Origin of the sequence: Congzhengia sp. (genome assembly GCF_037235575.1) — a bacterium.
Classification (GTDB): domain Bacteria; phylum Bacillota; class Clostridia; order UBA1381; family UBA9506; genus Congzhengia; species Congzhengia minquanensis.
Map to the genome: position 1 here is coordinate 26,821 of NZ_JAXUNN010000012.1, position 18,747 is coordinate 45,567.

Annotated in this window: 17 protein-coding genes; 8 read left to right on the top strand and 9 right to left on the bottom strand. The window is 48.1% G+C overall.

Annotation, left to right across the window (positions count from 1 at the left end; translation table 11 throughout):
* Positions 1-9: 9 nt before the first annotated feature.
* From xylB to xylA, 4 genes are read right to left on the bottom strand one after another with little or no spacing between them, the layout of a single operon-like run.
* Entirely contained in the window at positions 10-1,506 is a 1,497-nt protein-coding gene (gene xylB, locus WIG73_RS02015) for a xylulokinase (RefSeq protein ID WP_337399068.1), read from the bottom strand.
* A 1-nt stretch (position 1,507) separates the two neighbouring features.
* Entirely contained in the window at positions 1,508-3,394 is a 1,887-nt protein-coding gene (locus WIG73_RS02020; protein ID WP_337399069.1) for a glycoside hydrolase family 3 C-terminal domain-containing protein, read from the bottom strand.
* Positions 3,395-3,421: 27 nt separating this feature from the next.
* Positions 3,422-5,227, bottom strand: coding sequence for a hypothetical protein (locus tag WIG73_RS02025; RefSeq protein ID WP_337399071.1), 1,806 nt, complete (start codon positions 5,225-5,227; stop codon positions 3,422-3,424).
* 15 nt (positions 5,228-5,242) lie between these two features.
* On the bottom strand, positions 5,243-6,559 hold the full coding sequence (gene xylA, locus WIG73_RS02030; protein ID WP_337399072.1) for a xylose isomerase: 1,317 nt from the start codon (positions 6,557-6,559) through the stop codon (positions 5,243-5,245).
* Between the two features lie 151 nt (positions 6,560-6,710).
* Here xylA and WIG73_RS02035 point away from each other — a divergent pair, with 151 nt between their 5' ends.
* Together WIG73_RS02035 and WIG73_RS02040 are read left to right on the top strand one after the other, a co-directional pair.
* Complete coding sequence (locus tag WIG73_RS02035; protein WP_337399073.1) at positions 6,711-7,541, top strand: AraC family transcriptional regulator; 831 nt, start codon at positions 6,711-6,713, stop codon at positions 7,539-7,541.
* A gap of 103 nt (positions 7,542-7,644) precedes the next feature.
* Positions 7,645-9,831 (top strand): hypothetical protein, encoded by a 2,187-nt coding sequence (locus WIG73_RS02040; protein ID WP_337399074.1) that lies wholly within the window; start codon positions 7,645-7,647, stop codon positions 9,829-9,831.
* On the opposite strand, the gene WIG73_RS02045 is transcribed toward WIG73_RS02040, so the two are convergent.
* From WIG73_RS02045 to WIG73_RS02060, 4 genes are all read right to left on the bottom strand, one after another.
* The gene (locus WIG73_RS02045; protein WP_337399076.1) at positions 9,828-10,142 is read right to left on the bottom strand and encodes a DUF6809 family protein; all 315 of its coding nucleotides are present in this window, start codon (positions 10,140-10,142) and stop codon (positions 9,828-9,830) included. The genes WIG73_RS02040 and WIG73_RS02045 overlap by 4 nt on opposite strands.
* 217 nt (positions 10,143-10,359) lie before the next feature.
* Positions 10,360-10,827, bottom strand: coding sequence for a GNAT family N-acetyltransferase (locus tag WIG73_RS02050; RefSeq protein WP_337399077.1), 468 nt, complete (start codon positions 10,825-10,827; stop codon positions 10,360-10,362).
* A gap of 84 nt (positions 10,828-10,911) precedes the next feature.
* Positions 10,912-12,012, bottom strand: coding sequence for a Gfo/Idh/MocA family oxidoreductase (locus tag WIG73_RS02055; protein WP_337399078.1), 1,101 nt, complete (start codon positions 12,010-12,012; stop codon positions 10,912-10,914).
* A 16-nt stretch (positions 12,013-12,028) separates the two neighbouring features.
* Positions 12,029-12,685 carry a ThuA domain-containing protein gene (locus WIG73_RS02060; RefSeq protein ID WP_337399079.1) on the bottom strand — a complete coding sequence of 219 codons (657 nt, stop codon included), beginning with the start codon at positions 12,683-12,685 and terminating at the stop codon, positions 12,029-12,031.
* Between the two features lie 118 nt (positions 12,686-12,803).
* Here WIG73_RS02060 and WIG73_RS02065 point away from each other — a divergent pair, with 118 nt between their 5' ends.
* From WIG73_RS02065 to WIG73_RS02090, 6 genes are all read left to right on the top strand, one after another.
* Positions 12,804-13,565 carry an AraC family transcriptional regulator gene (locus tag WIG73_RS02065; protein WP_337399080.1) on the top strand — a complete coding sequence of 254 codons (762 nt, stop codon included), beginning with the start codon at positions 12,804-12,806 and terminating at the stop codon, positions 13,563-13,565.
* Between the two features lie 68 nt (positions 13,566-13,633).
* Positions 13,634-14,335, top strand: coding sequence for a biosynthetic peptidoglycan transglycosylase (locus WIG73_RS02070; protein ID WP_337399081.1), 702 nt, complete (start codon positions 13,634-13,636; stop codon positions 14,333-14,335).
* A gap of 24 nt (positions 14,336-14,359) precedes the next feature.
* Positions 14,360-15,181: a hypothetical protein gene (locus tag WIG73_RS02075; protein WP_337399082.1), complete on the top strand. Its 822-nt coding sequence runs from the start codon at positions 14,360-14,362 to the stop codon at positions 15,179-15,181.
* Positions 15,138-16,208, top strand: coding sequence for a [FeFe] hydrogenase H-cluster radical SAM maturase HydE (gene hydE, locus WIG73_RS02080; protein ID WP_337399083.1), 1,071 nt, complete (start codon positions 15,138-15,140; stop codon positions 16,206-16,208). The genes WIG73_RS02075 and hydE overlap by 44 nt, the downstream gene beginning before the upstream one ends.
* Before the next feature lie 44 nt (positions 16,209-16,252).
* Positions 16,253-16,732, top strand: a complete 480-nt coding sequence (locus WIG73_RS02085; RefSeq protein WP_337399084.1) for a SprT-like domain-containing protein — start codon at positions 16,253-16,255, stop codon at positions 16,730-16,732.
* A complete protein-coding gene (locus WIG73_RS02090; protein ID WP_337399085.1) occupies positions 16,729-17,484 on the top strand; it encodes an AAA family ATPase in 756 nt (251 codons plus the stop codon). Before WIG73_RS02085 ends, WIG73_RS02090 begins: the two co-directional genes overlap by 4 nt.
* A gap of 63 nt (positions 17,485-17,547) precedes the next feature.
* Here the strand turns inward: WIG73_RS02090 and WIG73_RS02095 are convergent, their stop codons facing one another.
* A complete protein-coding gene (locus tag WIG73_RS02095; RefSeq protein WP_337399086.1) occupies positions 17,548-18,732 on the bottom strand; it encodes a galactokinase in 1,185 nt (394 codons plus the stop codon).
* Positions 18,733-18,747 lie beyond the last annotated feature (15 nt).

Consider the following 18,747-nt stretch of genomic DNA (forward strand, 5'->3'; position numbering starts at 1 on the left):
CCGTTTTTTTTATTTTAGCTGTTGATATAAATTCTTTAAGCTGGGGTAAAGGGACTGATAAAGCCCATATACTGCTTGATAAGCCCCATGTTCCGTTTCATTTGGCACAAAGGTTTTGCCGCTTCGAATCAGCGCCTTGCAGGCGCTTTCAACAGTGTCAAACGCCCTAGCCGAAACGGAGGCTAAAATTGCCGCGCCGTAGGCCGGGCCTTCAGAGCAGGCAACGGTTTTAATTTCAGTACCGTAAACGTTTGAGAGCATTTGGCTCCAAAATGGACTTTTTCCGCCGCCGCCGCAAATCGTCATATCGGAAACCTCGGCTCCGGTTTCCTTTAAAAGGTTTACACAGTCGTAAAGCGAAAAGGACACGCCCTCTAAAATAGCGCGCAGTAAATCGGCCTTGGTGTGTATGGCGGAAAGACCGAAAAATACGCCCCGTGCGTCTGGGTCTAAGTGCGGTGTGCGCTCACCCATTAAATAGGGCAGGTAAATTAAATGATTTGCCCCAATGGGGGACGTTTTAGCCATTTCGTCTAACAGCACATACACGTCGGTGTTCTGTTTTTCCGCATTCATTGTTTCCAGTTCACAAAAGTTGTCGCGGAACCATTTTAAAGAGAGCCCCGCCGCCTGTGTAACGCCCATAACGTGCCACTTGCCCGGCACGGCGCAGCAAAAGGTATGAATGCGCCCCTTTGGGTCAATCAGCGGTTCGTCGGTGTGGGCAAACACCACGCCGCTGGTGCCGATGGTGGTAAACGCCCTGCCGTTTTCTACAATGCCCGTTCCCACAGCGGCTGCGGCATTGTCGCCTGCACCGGCTGCCACCGGCACGCCGCGGAGGCATGCCGGTACGTCGGCTGATTTTACAAAGCCCGAAACTTCGGGGCTTTCATAAATTTTGGGAAGAAGTGATTTGTCAATTTTTAAAGTGTCAAGCACCTCGTCGCTCCAGGTTCTGTTTTTTATGTCCATCAACTGCATGCCGCCTGCGTCGGACACATCGGTGGCAAACTTGCCGGTTAACATAAAACGGATGTAGTCTTTCGGCAAAAGAATATGGCGGCATTTTTTAAAGTTTTCCGGCTCGTTATTCTTTACCCACAGAATTTTTGCGGCCGTAAAGCCCGACATGGCCGGAGCGGCTGTAATGGAGAACAGCTTATCTGCACCTACTGTTTCCGTCATTTCAGCGCACTCTTTTCCTGTGCGCTGGTCGCACCAGATAATGGCCGGGCGGATTACCGCGTTGTTTTCGTTCAGCATTACCAAACCGTGCATCTGCCCGGTTAGGCCAATGCCGCAGATTTTGTCAATGCCCTCGCACACTTCAGACAGCGAAAGCTTGGTTGCCTCCCACCAGTCTGACGGGTTTTGTTCCGCCCAGCCGTTCTTCGGCTGCTGCATAGGATATTCCTCTGTGTGGGAGCGCAAAACTGCGCCTGTTTCGTCAATTAAAACCGCTTTTGTGCCGGAGGTTCCCACGTCAATTCCGATGAAATACATACTATCCCTCCCTGTCAAATTTAACCGTAACTGTTTCGCCTTTCTTTAAGAACACCTTTTGAAATCCGCACAGATTTTTGTGGGGAATATATTCAAACTTAAGGGCGGAATACCAGGTGTCGAAAGGCCCTTTGTTCGTCAGCTTCACGGTGTTTTCATCAATTGGCTCTTCCGTGATTTCAGAATAGGTCAGCCCGTGGCCGAACGGGTAGAGCGGTGTTCCGCGGAAAAATTTATACGTTCTGTTTTCCATAGAATAATCTTCAAAATCGGGCAGGTCTTCTGTAGTTTTGTAAAAGGTTACGGGCAGCCTGCCGCTGGGTGAGGTTTTGCCAAAAATAACATTTGCTAAAGCCTCGCCGCCCATTGCGCCGGGATAAAAGCACTGGAGCACCGCACGGCAGTCTTTGTCCTGCTCGGTTAGGGCGATGCAGCTTCCGCTGACGTTTACAAAGATAACGGGCTTGCCCAGTTTTATAATTTCGCGGTACAGCGTTCTCTGGGAAGGCGGCAGTTCAATATCTATTTTGTCGCCGCCGGCAGAGCCGTTGTAATTGTCCGATTCTTCCCCCTCTAAAGACGGGTTTAAACCGCACATCATAATCACCACATCCGCGCGCTTTGCCGCGAGAATTGCCTCCCTTAGCGGCTGTTCCGCCCAGCGGTGAACGGTTTCGTCGTATAAGTGACAGCCGCGGGCATAATAAACCTTGCCCTTTGCCTGGCTTTGAATGCCGGTGAGCAGTGTTGTATAGCGGGAGGGCGTGCCGTTATAGTTGCCCAAAAGCACGGTTACATCGTCTGCCACCGGGCCGATTACCGCAATGTTTTGATTGGGCGACAGGGGCAAAATGCCGTCGTTTTTTAACAGCACAATGCTTTCCTCCGCCATTTGAAGGTTCAGTTTCGTGTGCGCTTCGCACTCCACCACGTCGTAGGGAATGGCGTCATACTCACAGTCGTCATCAAACATGCCCAAGCGGAAGCGGGCGGCAAACAAACGCTCCACCGCGGTGGTTATGGTTTCTTCTGAAATCAGCCCCAAGGCCACCGAGGTTTTCAGCCACTTATAGGTTTCGCCGCAGTTTAAGTCGCACCCGTTGTTCACCGCTAAGGCCGCGCTTTCGGCTTCGTTGTTCGTAATGTGGTGGTGCTGGTGAATGTCGCAGATGGCGGCGCAGTCTGACACCACATAGCCGGAAAATCCAAACTCGCCCCGCAAAATGTCTTCTAAAAGGGTTTTGCTGGCACAGCATGCTTCCCCGTTTACACGGTTATATGCTCCCATAACCGCCGACGGGGCGGCATGGTCAACGCAATATTTGAATGCCCAGAGATAGGTTTCATATAAATCTTTGTCGCTCACCTCGGCATTAAAGCCGTGGCGCAGGGTTTCCGGGCCGCTGTGCACGGCATAGTGCTTAATGGTGGCGTCGAGTTTTCTGTATTTTCCCTCGCCTTGCAGGCCCTTAACAAAGGAAACGCCCATTCTGCCGGTAAGGTAAGGGTCTTCTCCGTAGGTTTCGTGTCCGCGGCCCCATCTGGGATCGCGGAAAATGTTGATGTTGGGCGACCAATAGGTAAGCCCCTGATAAATTTGCGTGTCGCCAAAGGTTTTATATTCATTATATTTTGCTCTTGCCTCGTCGGAAATGGCAGTGGCAACATCGAACATTAAGTCGGTATTAAAGCTTGCCGCCATGCCGATTGCCTGGGGAAAAACCGTTGCCGCGCCGGAGCGGGCTACGCCGTGCAGACACTCGTTCCACCAGTTGTAGGCCGGAACGCCCAGGCGCTCGATTGCCGGGGCTTCATACTGCATTTGGGCAATTTTTTCTGCCAGCGTCATTTTTGAAACCAGTTCTTTTGCGCGTACTTCAAAAGTCATATAAAAAATCCGCCTTTCTGTTTGTTTTTACCGTTTCATTTCGTCATAACACATCAGTTCCGTAAAGGTGAGCAGCAGGCTGGTTTCGCACCAGCAGGAGCAGCAAAACACACCGCCGATGTTTTGTTTTCCCTCCCAGTCGCTCATGTTGACACGTTCACAAATAAATCCTTCAGGGAGCAGTTTTGGCGTATCGTCCCAGGAATAAATCGGACGTTTCTTTGTTGAAACGCATTGGGGAATGAAAAATGCAATATCTTTAATCAGTTCTAAATATTCGTGGTTTCCCGTATAGCGCCAAAGCTTATAAAGACTGTCGCCCGACAGGGTGCAGATACCCGGTGCAGAATGCTTATTCTGAACATTTGCAAACACACTGCCCACCGTGTTGATGCCAAGTCTGTAAAACTCACTGTTTTTCGGGAAAAGATAAGGGTATGTTACCACCCAGCTTGCGGCCAGATGCGCGCAGCTTTCGGCATAACGCAACCATTTTTCCTCTTTTGTGACCTCGAAAAGCGTCACACAGCTTTCCAGCATGGCGAAGGCGCTTTCCGAGTCAGGTGCTCCTAAAATTTCACCCGGGCCTCCTGTGGTAACGCCGTTTTCAATATCTCTGTGATAGTAAAAATCGCAGGCGCGTTTTGCGGTTTCAAGATAGACAGGTTCGCCGAAAAATTCCCATGCAAGGGCCAAACCGCCGATTGCCATTGCTCCTGCGGTGCTGCTTTTTACCACGAGTTCGCCGGTTTCGATGTTGATAAACTGACCGAAGGTTCCGAACCGCTGAAAAAGCGTAACAAAGGCGTCGGCACATTTTTTTGTGCCTGTGACCCAATGAGGTTTCGGATTCATAACCCGAAAGTGCCGGAACAGATGATACAGCACATCTGCGCTTTTTCGTATCATGTGGAGATGTTCCATACCCGGGGTGTGAAAACTGTCGTCTTCGGTAACGCCGTTTTTGATGTAACCATAGAAAAAACCGCTGTTTGCCTGGTGGGCAAACAAATAGTCTAAAGTGTTAATTGCCCGTTCCTTTGAAAGCGCGTTTCCGCGCATGAACAGAGGAAGACTGGAGATGGCGCCGCCGCACCAGCCGCACTGCCAGATTTTTGTGATTTCGGCATAATATTCGCCGGAATAATTATAGCTGTTAAATTTATCCTCCTGCATGTCCCACAGTGCGTCGGTGTATAAGTTTTCGGGACGGGGACCGGAAAGCAGGCATTTTCTGTTTTTAAAAAAGCAAGTAAACAGCGCATTTATGTTTTCACAGGGAAAGGAAACTATTTTGTGTTCCAGCGTGAAGGTTTCGCCTTTTTTTACCGCAATGCCGCTGTCGCAGTTCGTTTCGTGTTCCCGGCAAAAACGGTAAGCGGTTGTTCTGTTTGCAGGATAGGAAACGGTGATGCGGCCTTTTTCTACCCGAAATCCTAAATTTTCGCCCTTTATCTCCTGTTTTGTAAACAACATAAACGCCTGTTTTTCTTTTGGATTCAGCACACAAACGCAGGGAACCGACATATCTCCTGCGGTAACTTCAATGATTCCGCTGCCGTCGGGAGCGAGTGCAGGCACATCGGTAATGAGCTGCCTGTCGGTTTCCTCCGGCTTGTACATAGGCGGATAAGACCGTTTCACTTTTTCATATCGATTGCCGTTATAGGCACAGGCAGGCATAAGAAGATAGAATTCGTCTTCCCAGTGGTCAAAAGTGACGTTCATTTCAAAGAAGCATTGGTTCGTATCTTCTGCTGCAGTAAATGTGGTTTTGCTGCTGTCTGCCCGGCAGATTCCAAAAGAGGAAAAAGCGGTGATTTCGTAGTTCATAGGAGCACTCCTTTTTTATTTTCCGAACATAATATCGTTTAAAATGCTTTCTAAATATTCCTGCCTGCCGCTGGCTTCGTCTGCAACACTGCCTAAAGACAGCGCATAGTCGGAAAGTGCGCAAAGGTCGGTTTGTTTGTTTTTAATTTTTTCACCGATGCCAGTGTGAAACGATGCATAGCGGTTTTTTGCAAACGCGTCGATGCGGCCGTCTTTTATTATTTTGTCCGCAATTTTCAGTCCCAAGGCAAAGGTGTCCATTCCGGCGATATAGGCAAGGAACAAATCCTCGTATGTATGGGAAGCACGGCGTACTTTTGCATCAAAATTCAAGCCGCCGTTGGTAAAACCGCCGTTTTTTAACACCTCATACATGGCCAGGGCCGCGTCATAAACGTTTGTGGGGAACTGGTCGGTGTCCCACCCCAAAAGCGGGTCGCCCTGGTTGGCGTCGATAGAGCCGAACGCACCGTTAATCCGTGCCACGCGCAGCTCGTGCTGAAAGGTGTGGGCGGAAAGGGTAGCGTGGTTTGCCTCAATGTTCAGCTTAAAGTCTTTTTCTAAACCATATTTTCGCAAAAATGCCAAAACGGTGGAAGCGTCGAAATCGTATTGGTGTTTGGTGGGCTCTTTTGGCTTAGGCTCAATGTAAAAATCGCCCTTGTAGCCCTTGCCCCGGGCGTAATCCACCGCCATTTTCATTAAATATGCCATGTTGTCAAGCTCAAAGCCCATGTCGGTGTTAAGCAGCGTTTCATAGCCTTCCCGGCCGCCCCAGAATACATATCCCATGCCGCCCAGCTCAAGGGTGATTTCAATTGCTTTTTTTATCTGTGCCGCGGCATAGCAATAAACGTCTGCGTTGCAGGTGGTTCCTGCCCCGTGGGTGTAGCGCGGGTGGTTAAACAGGTTTGCCGTGCCCCACAGGCACTTGATATGATATTTCTCCATTTGTTCTTTGATAAGCGGAACAATTTCGTCTAAATTCTGCTGAAATTTCTGTAAAGAATTTCCCTCGGGCGCTAAGTCCTTGTCGTGAAAACAGAAGTATTCAATTCCCAGCTTGTGCATAAACTCAAACCCTGCCAAAACCTTGTTTTTGGCAACCTCCATGGGCGTTTTACCGCCGAAGGTTTTGTCTGCTGTGCCAATGCCGAACATGTCGGTTCCGTCGCCGCAGAGTGTGTGCCACCAGCTCATGGCAAATTTTAAATGCTCCTTCATGGGCTTTCCGCAGATTTCCTCTTCGGGGTTATAGTGGCGGAACGCAAACATATTTTCAGAATTTGCGCCTTCATAGGCGATTTTGGGTACGTTAAAAAACTCGTTCATATTTACTCTCCTTTTTATTCAATGAAATTCTTGTTATAAGTCAATCATACCATTGTGTTTCATTGAAGTAAACACAATTATTGTTTAATTTGCGACACTTATTGCTTTTTTATAAAAAGTGCGGTACAATGGAACATAAGAGGTGAGGCAGGTGGAAAACGTTTATTTTGAAGAGGTTCACAGGGCAGAAAAAGGATATCCTTACATCAATCCCGACACGGGGAACTTAAGCTATGTGGTTCATTTTCACGATGAGGCGGAAATTGACTGCGTGCGGGAGGGGGAAACGGTTGTCGTTTGCGAAAGCGGAAGTTTTGAGGCAAAGCAAGGCGACATTTGCCTGTTTATGCCCGGCGAGCTTCACGGATTTGTGAGCCGGGGCGAAAACAATATTTTTGTAATGAAAGCGGTGGTAACGGGCGCTGAGGGACAGGAAGGTTTTTTAGACCTTTCTAAAATCAGGCTGCTGAAAAACGTTATCACAAAACGGGATGCGGTGTATCAGAAATTGCTTTCCTATGTGCAGGATATTCAAACGGAGCACGCGGGAAAAAAGCCTGGTTTTGAATATGCGGTGAACGCGCTGTCGCTGTCGGCTTTTGTGGAGGCACTGCGGGGCGTGGGATTTCGCGCCGTAACCACAAAACAGTCGGCCCAAATTGCGGAGAGCATGAAGCTTTTGCACCACGCGGAGCGGTTTGTGGAACAGAACTATATGCGGCCGGTATCTTTAGAGGAAATGGCGGACTACTGCAACTTTTCAAAATATTATTTTTCCCACTACTTTAAAAAGGTGACGGGGGTAAGCTTTTTTTATTACCTAACGGTATATCGTTTAGAGCGTGCCATGGGTCTGATGAAGTCCACAAACCACAGTATGACAGAAATTTCTTATCAGTGTGGGTTTGGCAGCACGCGGTCGTTTAACAGGCTGTTTAAAAAGCATTTTGGAGTAACGCCCACAGAGTTTCGCGACCAGTAAAATAGATCTTTGTTTTACACAAAAAATGATGTGAAATGTTATGGAAGCAGGTTAAAGAACGCGATATAATGAAATACAAATAAAAAAGAGAGCAGGTGGTATTTTGTTTGAAAACATTACCCTGGAAATGAGCCTAAAACCGTTTAAAAAGACAGACGCCCCATTTATCAAAACCGTTTGCGAAACTGCTTTTTCGCAGTGGAAACCGCTTTTAAAAAACGCCGAAACCGTTTCGGTGCTGCTTTGGTGCGCCGACGGGTCGGAGCTTTTAGACTACCGCGGTAGCTTAAACGACGAATTTGAATGGTGTTATTTTTTAGGCGGCGCCAATCAGCGGGAGAAGCACCCGCCGGAAATTGACCCCGAGGGCAAGGGACTGCACACCAGAAACTATCTTTACACAAAAAATCCTCCCAAAATGACCTACCAAATTTTAAAAGAAATTATCTGCGCCTTAAAGGACGCGGGGAAAAAAGTGCTGGGGGAGGACAAACAGATTTTAGTTGGCGAAACAGTGGACCCCGGGCCGGAGTTTGCCGTTTCAGATTTTAAATATAACCGCCATAACGAAATTTGTCTGGGGCAGGACATGGGCAAGGGCACCATGATTTGCGCCCACGCGCGCCTGAAGGGTGACAACGTTCACTATGCCGGTTTTCCAAACGGCATACCCGATGGGCTTCCGTTCGGCACGTTTTTGGGTCGGCAGGCTCAGGCGTTTTTAAGCGACTTGGGGTTCGACTATTTGTGGCTTTCTAACGGATTGGGCTTTGGACGCGAAACCTGGAGTGCACACGGCGCAATTTTTGACGGCGAACGATTCGACGCCACAGCGCTTCCTGCTGTGAAAAAGGATGTGCTGGAATTTTGGAGCCTGTTTCGTGCCGAGTGCCCCGACTTTCCGGTTCAGACCCGTGGCACAAACATGTCTTGCGGCATTGACATGGCTTCAGACGGCGTGCCTCTTTCTGCAATTTACAAAAACGCCAAGGGCGTTCTTCCGCCGCCAAACTCGCCCTGGGCGGCGCTGAATTTTGATTTTGGCTTAGAGCTTATGGGGCACATGTCGCGAATTGCGGAGCTGCCGGCCAACGAGTTTATGTTCCGCTACTACATTCACGACCCCTGGTGGGTGAACTCGCCGTGGTATGACCGATATGGAGGCCAGCCCCACGACATTTATCTCCCTGGGGCGTTGTCGCGGATTGATGAAAATGGGAAAATCGGCCTGCCGACGCATTTTAACATTTTATCTATTGACAACTCCTTCGGCGACATGCCGGAAAGCTGTGTATATGAGCCGCTGCCCCACATTTTAAAGGCAAGAAAAGACGCCCCCGACGGGGTTTCGCCGTTGGTTTGGGTATATCCCTTTGCAGAATATGGCGAAGCAGACAGCGCAGAAGCGCTTTCCGCCATGTATCACGGCGACTGGTTCGTTCGCGGCGCAATTAATTGCGGCATGCCGTTAAATCAGGTGGTTTCCGGCGACATTTTTGCAGCGCTCAACAAGCAAATGTTTTGTGAAAGCGTGGTTATCACCCCTGTTCCCTTGGCTGGCAGCAGACACGAGCGCACGATGATAGACTATGCAAAAAACGGGGGAAAGGTAATCTTTTACGGCGGCGGGGAAAATGTTCCGGAGGCGTTTTGCAGGCTGTTTCCTGCAGGGACGAAAGAGCAAAACGGCGTGGTTTGCCGCGGCAGCGCAGTTTGGGTGCAGTTTGGAGCTTCAGAGCGCGAAATGGTTTGTGCCTTAAAACACTTCGGAATGGAGCTGAGTTTCAGCAAAGCAAACAGCGCAAAGCCCCCGGTAATGACAATTCACAGGCACGACAACGCTTATATGTTTTCGGTATATTCGCCCAACACCACGGTGGAAACAAAGCTAAAAATGCCCTTGGGTGCGCCGGTATTGATGGGATATGAAACCGAGGTGGAAGGCGGCACAGCCAGCTACCATTTTCCGAAGGTGGAGCACCGGGAATGCAGGGCTTTTGTAACCCAGAAAAACGGCACAGTTGGCGCCCGTGAGGTTGCGCCGGTGAGCGCACAGTTCCGGCGTAGAATTGAACTTTCCGGCTTAAACCACGCCACGGTGCGGCTGTTTGGCGAGCAATATTGTGCAGGTAATCTTACATGCGTGTTAAATTCCCAGCCGGATTTCTATTTTGTAGGCGACCCGTGTAACGGAACGTATGTAACAGACGGCCACGGAACCTATTATGAATTGCACGACGTTACGGGAACGCTAGTATTTTCCATGCCTGTGAGGGAAGAAAGAAGTTAAAAGGTTTTATTTGCATATGTCATGTCTGCTTCATTGGGGAGTTTCGCGGAATATGCCTCGCTCATCAGCTTCACGGCAAGGTTAAAACCGTGCTGAAACATTTCTTCGCTTTCTATGGCTGACATGCGGGTATAAATAGACAGCATTTCATCAAAAAGGTCAAGTTGTTCTTCTTGGCCTATTTTTTTTGTCCATTTTTTCAAAATATTATTAACAGCTTCATCCTGTTTCCAAAATTCTACACTTTTTGGCACGTAATATTTTGTGGGGTCTAATTCTCCGCTGTAAAGCTTTTGTAAAAGTGTTTTCATTTTTTTTTCACCTCAAAATTATTATAAACCTATACAAAAATTATTAACAGCGGTATTATTCTGCCGTATAATTAAATACACAGTAAATGGTATAATAAACTTGACTTAACTTTCGTTTCAAATGCTCTTAATGTCGCGTCTAGTTTATTATACCATTTTTATTTACCGTTTAAAATTGTCTAACTTTTTTGGGTGCTACATTCACGCTGCGTAGTATTTACAATATAGTTTCCATTCCAAACTTTTGCGGCTTTAAGCCGCACTTTTCATAAAATTTCCTTGCACTTTCATTACACGCCCACACGTTCAGCGTCACGTTGTAACACCCGCTATTTTTCGCAAAGTCTACAACAAATTCATAAAGCTGTTTGCCAATGTGCTGTCCGCGGAGGGTTTCGTCCACGCAGAGGTCGTCAATATACAGCGTTTTAATATCCGTCAGAATATTGTCGCCGATATGCTGCTGAAAAATGCAGAACGCATAGCCGAAAACGTTTTCGCCGTCTGCGGCCACAAAAACCGGCCTTGCGTCGTCTGATAAAATTTGTTTTAGCTGGCTGTCGGTATATTTTTTTGCGTCCGGCTGAAACAAGTCCGGCCTGCCGTTGTGGTGCACCGCAAGTACTTGGCAAAGCAAACGGTTAATTCCGGCCATATCCTTTTCTTCTGCGCGTCTAATCATCATTTGCAATCGCTCCTTTATTCACCCATATTATAGCACAAACCCACCCGAAACACAAGGTTTCGGGTGGGTTTTACCGGGAAAAATTTATACTTCGCCCTGAATGACATTTGCGCACATGGGCGGGGTCTTTTCGTAACGGGACTCCATTTTATGATATAGCTTTTGCGTGTCGCTGGTTTTGAAAAATTCCATCATTTCTAAAACATGCAGGGCCAGCGCTCCCGACGCTTTGTTTTCTCCGCCGGACAAAATGCATTTTGCCATGTCGCTCACCCCAAGCCCACGGCTGTTTTCTGAATAGTTGTGGGTGAGGGGCACTTCGCGAAAACCCGACCCGTCTTTCGTAGCGAGCAGAACCGGCCCGCCAAAGGTGTTGGGGTCGGGAACCAGCAGGGTTCCCCGGGTGCCGTAAAGCTCAATTCTGGGAAGGCTGGTTTTCGTTACGTCAAAGCTGGTGGTTATGGTGCCGATTGCGCCGTTTTCAAACCGAATCATACCGGAAATATGGGTGTCGGTTTCAACGGCCATCTTCGTGCCAAACTTCTTTTCGCTGGTTATAGTGCGGTTTGGGAACGTAATTGAACCCATGCCGCAAACTTCTTCGGCGCCGCCCATTAAGTTCACCAGCGCGGTTAAATAGTAGGGGCCCATGTCAAACATTGGGCCGCCGCCCGTTTTATAATAAAATTCCGGGTCGGGGTGCCAGCTCTCGTGGCCAGGGCAAAGCATAAACGCCGCCGCGCCCACCAAATCGCCGATGAAGCCGCTGTCAATCAGCTTGCGGCAGGTTTGAATGCCCGCGCCCAAAAACGTGTCTGGTGCACAGCCTATGAGCAGCCCCTTTTTCTCCGCCAGGCGAACCAGCTCTTTCCCCTCGTCAAAGTGCAGGCTTAAGGGCTTTTCCGTATATACATGTTTTCCGGCCTCTAACGCCTTTTTGCAAATGGGGTAGTGGGACTGGGGTGTAGTGAGGTTTAAAATAATTTGAATTTCAGGGCATGCAAGCATTTCGTCCAACGTCATGATGTGCGGAATTCCATATTTTTCCGCCGCCTCTTTTGCCCGGGCTTCGTCTAAGTCGGCGCAGGCATAAACATTGGTGTTTAAAAACACCGTAGTGAGATTTTGAAAATATATTCCGCTGATGTTGCCGCAGCCGACAACGCCAATGTTCACTTTTTCCATTATTTTGCTCCCTCCTTTATCGCGCTGCCCAAACAAGGCCGCGCTTCATCAGTTCTTTTGCTTCCGGAATGTCGAAAATGTCCGGCGTGTGGCCTAAGGAGTTATAATAAATTTTGCCCTTGCCCCATTTTTTTGTGAACACCACGGGCACGTCAACGTGTCCGTTTGCCGCGTGGGGGCCGTCGATAACGGGGAACGAGGTGGTGGCCAAAACGTGCACCGCAGGGTCTGTGTGTATGTAATATTGCTCGCTGGTAACGTCAAAATCGCAAATGCCCTCCGTCAGCGGACTGTCTGCGCTTTTTAAAATGTTAACGGTGTAGTGCGCCTCGGCATTGCCCGGGTGCGCCACCCACTGTGCGCCGGTGATGAACTGCCATGTGGTGTTGTTTCGAAACGCGTCGCACATGCCGCCGTGACAGCCGGCCATACCAACTCCTGCCGCCACCGCCTGGCTGACGTTTTCTGCATACTCGTTCGGAATTTCTCCCATGGTCCAAATGGGCACAATGAGGTTGTAGGTTTTTAATTCTTCTGCTTTTGCAAAGGCGTCTAATGAGTCAGACTTGGTAACATCAAATCCGGCTTCGGTGAGCCAGCCGTCAAACAGCTCAGACAGGGGAACGGGGTAGTGCCCCTCCCAGCCGCCATATACAATCAGTGCTTTTTTCATAAACGTTGTCTCTCCCTTTTTTATTTTTTGTTACGTCAAATTATAAGCCCCGCGTATTGTAAATGCAAGACAGATGTGATATAATCATAGACAAAATTGGTTTAAGGAGGAACGGCGCATGTTTTACCAGACACAGCCTGTGGCACGGGGCGGTAATTTTTCGTTGTCAAGAATGAAGCCATGGAACTATCCGTTACACATGCACAGAAGTTTTGAACTGGTTTGCGCAACAAGCGGGGAGCTGTGTGTTACGGTGGAGTACCGCGACTATATGGCGGCGGCAGGAGAGGCAGTGTTAATTTTTCCGCACCAGCTTCACGGGTTTCAAGAAATAGGCGCGGGGCACGGTTTTTTATCAATATTTGCTCCGGAGCTGTGCGCGTCGTTTTACAACCGGTTTAAAAATAGCCTGCCGGTGGAAAATCTTATGCCGTTTACATATGACTTTGAAAAAATTTCAGCCTGCAGCGACATTTTCAGCATTAAGGCGTTTTTATACAGCATTTGCGCAGCAGCTTTTAAAACATTAAAATTTGTTCCCCGGCCCGCCAGGCAAGAGCGCACGCTTTTGGACAAAATTCTTGTCTTTGTTGAGGATAACTACAAGGAATCCTGCACGCTTTATGATGCGGCCAGGGAGCTGAAATATGACTATGGCTATCTTTCCAAATATTTTTTAAAAAACATTGGCACGTCTTTTAACGACTATGTTAACCGCCGCAGAATTTCAGACGCAACCTATCTTTTGCGCAGCGGCGAAAACACAGACATTGGGGAAATTGCCATGGAATGCGGATATGACAGCATTCGGTCGTTTAACCGCAATTTTAAAAAGATTTGCGCAAAAACGCCGAAAGAATATCGCGCCGGCATTGACTAAGGTTTTAAAAATTGATATAATAATAGTAAGATTAGATAGAAAAACGCGTTTTTGGCGGGAGAAAACCAATGAAAAAACTATTAAAACGGCTTATTTTGCTGCTGCTGTTGGCCATAATCTGCGCCGGCGCATATTTCACTGCGGCAGGGTATGTGATGTATAAAAAAGCAACGCAAGCCATCAGCGTTGTTCAAAAGGTGAAAGAGGTGCGCACGGAGGACTGTTACACCACTTTAGACCAAATTCCCGATATTTATGAGGACGCTGTGATTTCAGTGGAGGACCACAGGTTTTACAAGCACCACGGCGTGGACGTGATTGCTTTAGGGCGGGCGCTGGTGAAAAACATTCAGACTATGGAGTTTTCCCAGGGGGGCAGCACCATAACCCAGCAGCTTGCAAAAAATTTATTTTTTACCAATGAAAAGAAAATAGAACGTAAGGCCGCCGAGCTTTTTGTGGTGTATCAGCTTGAAAAAAATTATGCAAAAGACGTGATTTTAGAGCTTTACATCAACACGGTTTATTACGGCGACGGATATTATTGTGTGAAAGACGCGGCGGAAGGGTATTTCAACAAGGAACCGGCGGAAATGACCGACTATGAAAGCACCATGCTTGCGGGAATTCCTAATGCGCCCTCGGTTTATGCGCCGACGAAAAACAACGATTTAGCGCAAAAACGGCACGAGCACGTGTTAAACCGCATGGTGAAATGCCGCGCAATCACCGAAGAACAAAAACAAAAAATTTTAGCGGAGGCAGACTAAAAAGCCAAAAGGGAGGAAACCGGAATGAAAAAATTATTTACCGCATTTGTTTTAACCGCGGCAATGCTTTGCTTTGCAATGGGCACCGCTTTTTCCTATGACGTGCCCGAGGCCTATATGGGATTTTCCGTTTCCGACCAGTGGTATGTGTTTTCAAAGAACATGACGGACGACGCGCTTTTAAACGCGGTGGGGCTGACTGCCGACGAAGTGAACGAAGCGCTGGTTAAGTCTGACTGTGAATATTTCATTACCAACCCCACGGAGGACAGTGAAATTTATGTTAAGGTGAAGAAAAACGACTTGTCCTACGAGTTATACAATATTTTGGAAACGGACGACCAGACAATTAAAAACGATTTAGACCGCATTTTAAAAGACGGCTTTTCCGTGGACGGGTTTGAATATAACCCGGAGAGCGTTTCCATTGTGCCTTATTCCCAAATGAAGTTTATCACCGTGCCGGGAACGGTGCAGTTTGACGGAAAAAAACACGGAATGGTGTTTGGCGCAACCTTTGTAAACGGCAACGGCATTTCTTTTTTGCTGTATTTAAATAAGGAAGCGGCAGAGGAGGCAGATTTGAAAACTATGTCCGACCTGGCAGGGTCGCTTTCGTTTACGGTGATTAAGGAAAAAGGGGAAAGCGGTGAGTCTTTTAACACTGGCAGCAAAAACGGAGAAAAAGAAAAGCCGGATAGCGCCCTTTCATACATTGCAGGCGGCTTGGGCGGCCTGGCGCTGGTGGCGCTGTGTTTATATTTCATTGATAGAATTAAAAAATCGGAGCGTAGGGAAGATCATGAAAACAGAGAAACTGGAAAAAACAAAAAATTTAATCAATAAATTAACCGACACCCACAGCCTTTTGAAAGACGAGTGGGTGTATTTGCTTCAAAATGCAGACGTGTGCCGGGATTTTGCATTTAAAAAGGCTTGCAGCATGCGGGACAACATATACGGCAAAACGGTGTTTATCCGCGGCCTGATTGAGTTTACAAACTATTGCAGAAACGACTGTTACTATTGTGGAATTCGGCGTTCGAACAAAAACGCCGCCCGCTACCGGCTGAATAAAGACGACATTCTCTCCTGCTGTGCGGAGGGCTACCGTTTGGGTTTTCGCACCTTTGTGCTTCAGGGCGGGGAGGACATGTATTTTTCTGACGATGAAATGTGCAGAATGATTTCGTCCATCAAGCAGGCATATCCCGACTGCGCGGTGACGCTGTCTGTCGGTGAGCGGGATAGAAGCACTTATCAGCGCTTTTACAACGCCGGGGCAGACCGCTATCTTTTGCGTCACGAAACCGCCACAGACAACCACTACCGTAAGCTTCATCCGGATGAGCTTACGCTCAGCAACCGCGTAAAGTGTTTGTATGACCTAAAGGAAATTGGGTTTCAGGTGGGGTGCGGCATGATGGTGGGTTCGCCTTATCAAACCAACGAACATTTGGCAGAAGATATGCTGTTTTTAGAAAAATTTCAGCCGCACATGGTGGGTATTGGGCCGTTTATTTCGCACAAAGATACGCCATTTAAAAACGAGCCCAACGGCAGTGCGAAAAAGACCATTTTTATGGTTGCGCTGACGCGTCTGCTGCTTCCGAGCGTGCTGCTGCCTGCCACAACGGCTTTGGGCACGCTGGACGAAATGGGGCGGGAAAAAGCGGTTTTGGCCGGTGCTAACGTGGTAATGCCTAACCTTTCGCCGAAAAATGTACGGGAAAAATATATGCTCTACGATAACAAAATCAGCACTGGGGACGAGGCGGCGGAATCTCTTGCTTCCCTTGCCCTGCGCATGGAAAAAATCGGATATGAAATTGTTTCCGCCCGGGGCGACTTTGCGGGTTTTAAGCGTAAATGATGCGGACAGCGGCGGGCGTTTCGTTTACTCTCACGCGGAAAAATGTGAAAAACATAAATCTCCGGGTGACAGAGCGGGGCGTGTTTGTGTCGGCAGGCAGGCATGTTCCACTGGCTGCGGTTGACGGATTTGTTGCGCAAAAAGTGGACTGGATTCATAAAGCCCTACAAAGGATTGCAGCCCGGAAAAAGAACATAAATGCGGAGGCCGCGCCGCCGGCTTGCCAGTGCGAAGCAATTTTCGCACCTTTTGTTGCCCAGGTTTGGGAACTGTTTCATGACAGAATGGAGCAAAAACCGAAAATTAAAGTAAAGCATATAAAAAGCGCGTGGGGCATTTGCCATTTTAAGGATGGATATATTACGCTGGCCGCACGGCTGGCAAACATGCCGCCTGCGGCCATTGAATATGTGGTGCTGCACGAGTTTGTCCATTTTTTTGAGCCAAACCATGGGGCGGGATTTCAAAAGATGATGGCGCAGTTTATGCCTGACCATCAAGCGCGGAGGAAACTGCTGAAATGAACGGAAGATTTATTGACAGCATTCAACTGAAAAGGGAAATTGGGCGGGGGTCCTATCTGAGAGAAATTCCTGCGGTACAGTTTTTAATGAGGAATCACACAGTTGTGTTTGACAGCAATGTGACGTTTTTTGTTGGAGAGAATGGAACGGGAAAGTCTACGCTTTTAGAAGCGATTGCCGTGGCTTTTGGTTTTAACGCCGAGGGCGGCACAAAAAACTTCAGTTTTTCTACGAATCAAACTCATTCAGAATTGTGCGACTGTCTGACTATTTCTCGGTCGAAATTTGCAAGGGACGGTTTTTTTCTTCGTGCAGAAAGTTTTTATAACGTTGCTACAAACATTGAGGAGATGGACAAAGAGCCTGCCGCTGCACCGCCTGTAATTGACAGCTACGGTGGCATATCTCTGCACAAACAGTCCCACGGGGAAAGTTTTCTGTCGCTGGTTCAAAACAGGTTTGGCGGTAACGGTGTGTATATTTTAGACGAGCCGGAAGCGGCCCTGTCGCCGGCAAAGCTTTTAACGCTGATTGCTGAAATTAATTTGCTGGTGAAGAAAAATTCGCAGTTTATCATTGCAACACATTCTCCCATGCTGATGACCTTTCCCAATGCGAAAATCTATCAGTTTTCAGAGGAGGGCATTCAGCCTGTTACATACAGCGAAACGGAGCATTTTCAGCTTACCAAACGGTTTTTAAGCAACCCTGGGCAAATGCTTGATATTTTGTTGGATGACGGGGACGGTTAAATTTGCAGTTAAAAAGCGGCCTGTTTCATGAAACAGGCCGCTTTTTTTACTTTAAAAGAATAATTATTCAAACAATTCCCGTCCGCCGTCGCCAATGCCAAACCGGTAGAACGAGGGAGCATAACCGATTTTTTCAGTATATGCCGCGCCGACCTTTTCCATAAAGCTGTCAACCGCTTCATCTTTCACTAAAGATACGGTGCAGCCGCCAAAGCCTGCGCCGGTCATTCTTGAGCCGATTGTGCCGTCAATTTTGCGCGCTTCCTTTACTAAGGTGTCGAGTTCAATGCCGGTTACCGCATAATCGTCGCGCAGGGAGTCGTGAGAGGCGTTCATCAGCGCGCCGAACGCAATCAGGTCGCCTTTTGCCAAAACGTTCACGCTCTTTAGCACCCGGGCGTTTTCATTCACCACGTGACGCACGCGCTTTAATACGGTTTCGTCTGTAATGAGGTGTGCGTGCTTTTCAAACACCTCCGGCGTCAGCTCGCAAAGGAACTTTAAGTCGGCAAGTTCTGCCTGGAGCATGCTAAGGCCTTTTGCACACTCTTCGCACCGCTCGTTATACTTCGAGTCGGCCAGGCTCCTTTTTTTGTTGGTGTTGGAAATGACAATGGAATAGCCTTTCATGTCCAGCGGAATATGTTTAAATTCTAACGTGTCACACTTTAATAAAATTGCGCAGTCTTTTTTGCCCATGGCGGAAGCAAACTGGTCCATAATGCCGCAGCTTACGCCGACATATTCGTTTTCGGCCTTTTGAGAGTAACGCGCCATTTCTATCATATCTACAGGGACGGTAATACCCTTTTTTTCGTTCGACAGGGTGGCAAATGCCAAGGCCGTTGCAACCTCAATGCCAGCCGAGCTGGAAAGCCCGCCGCCGTGAGGAAGCGTGTCGTCAAACAACATGTCGCAGCCGGAAATAGTAAACCCATCCTGCTGCATCACATATGCCACGCCGGCCTGATAGTTGCCCCATTTTAAATTCTTATAGTCTGACAGATTCTTTATATCTAATGTCACCAATTCGTCTAAATCTGTTGCCTTTAAGCGGATAATGCCGTCGGTGCGTTCCCTTAATGCAATCACCGTGCCCTGGGTTAATGCCGCAGGAAAAACGAAGCCTCCGTTATAGTCAATGTGCTCGCCAATTAAGTTCACACGGCCGGGCGATGCAAAAAAACGAATGGTTCCGCCGTCTCCGTAGGTGCATGTGAACGCTTTTTTCAGTTCGTTTAATGTCATAAAATTCTCCTTATT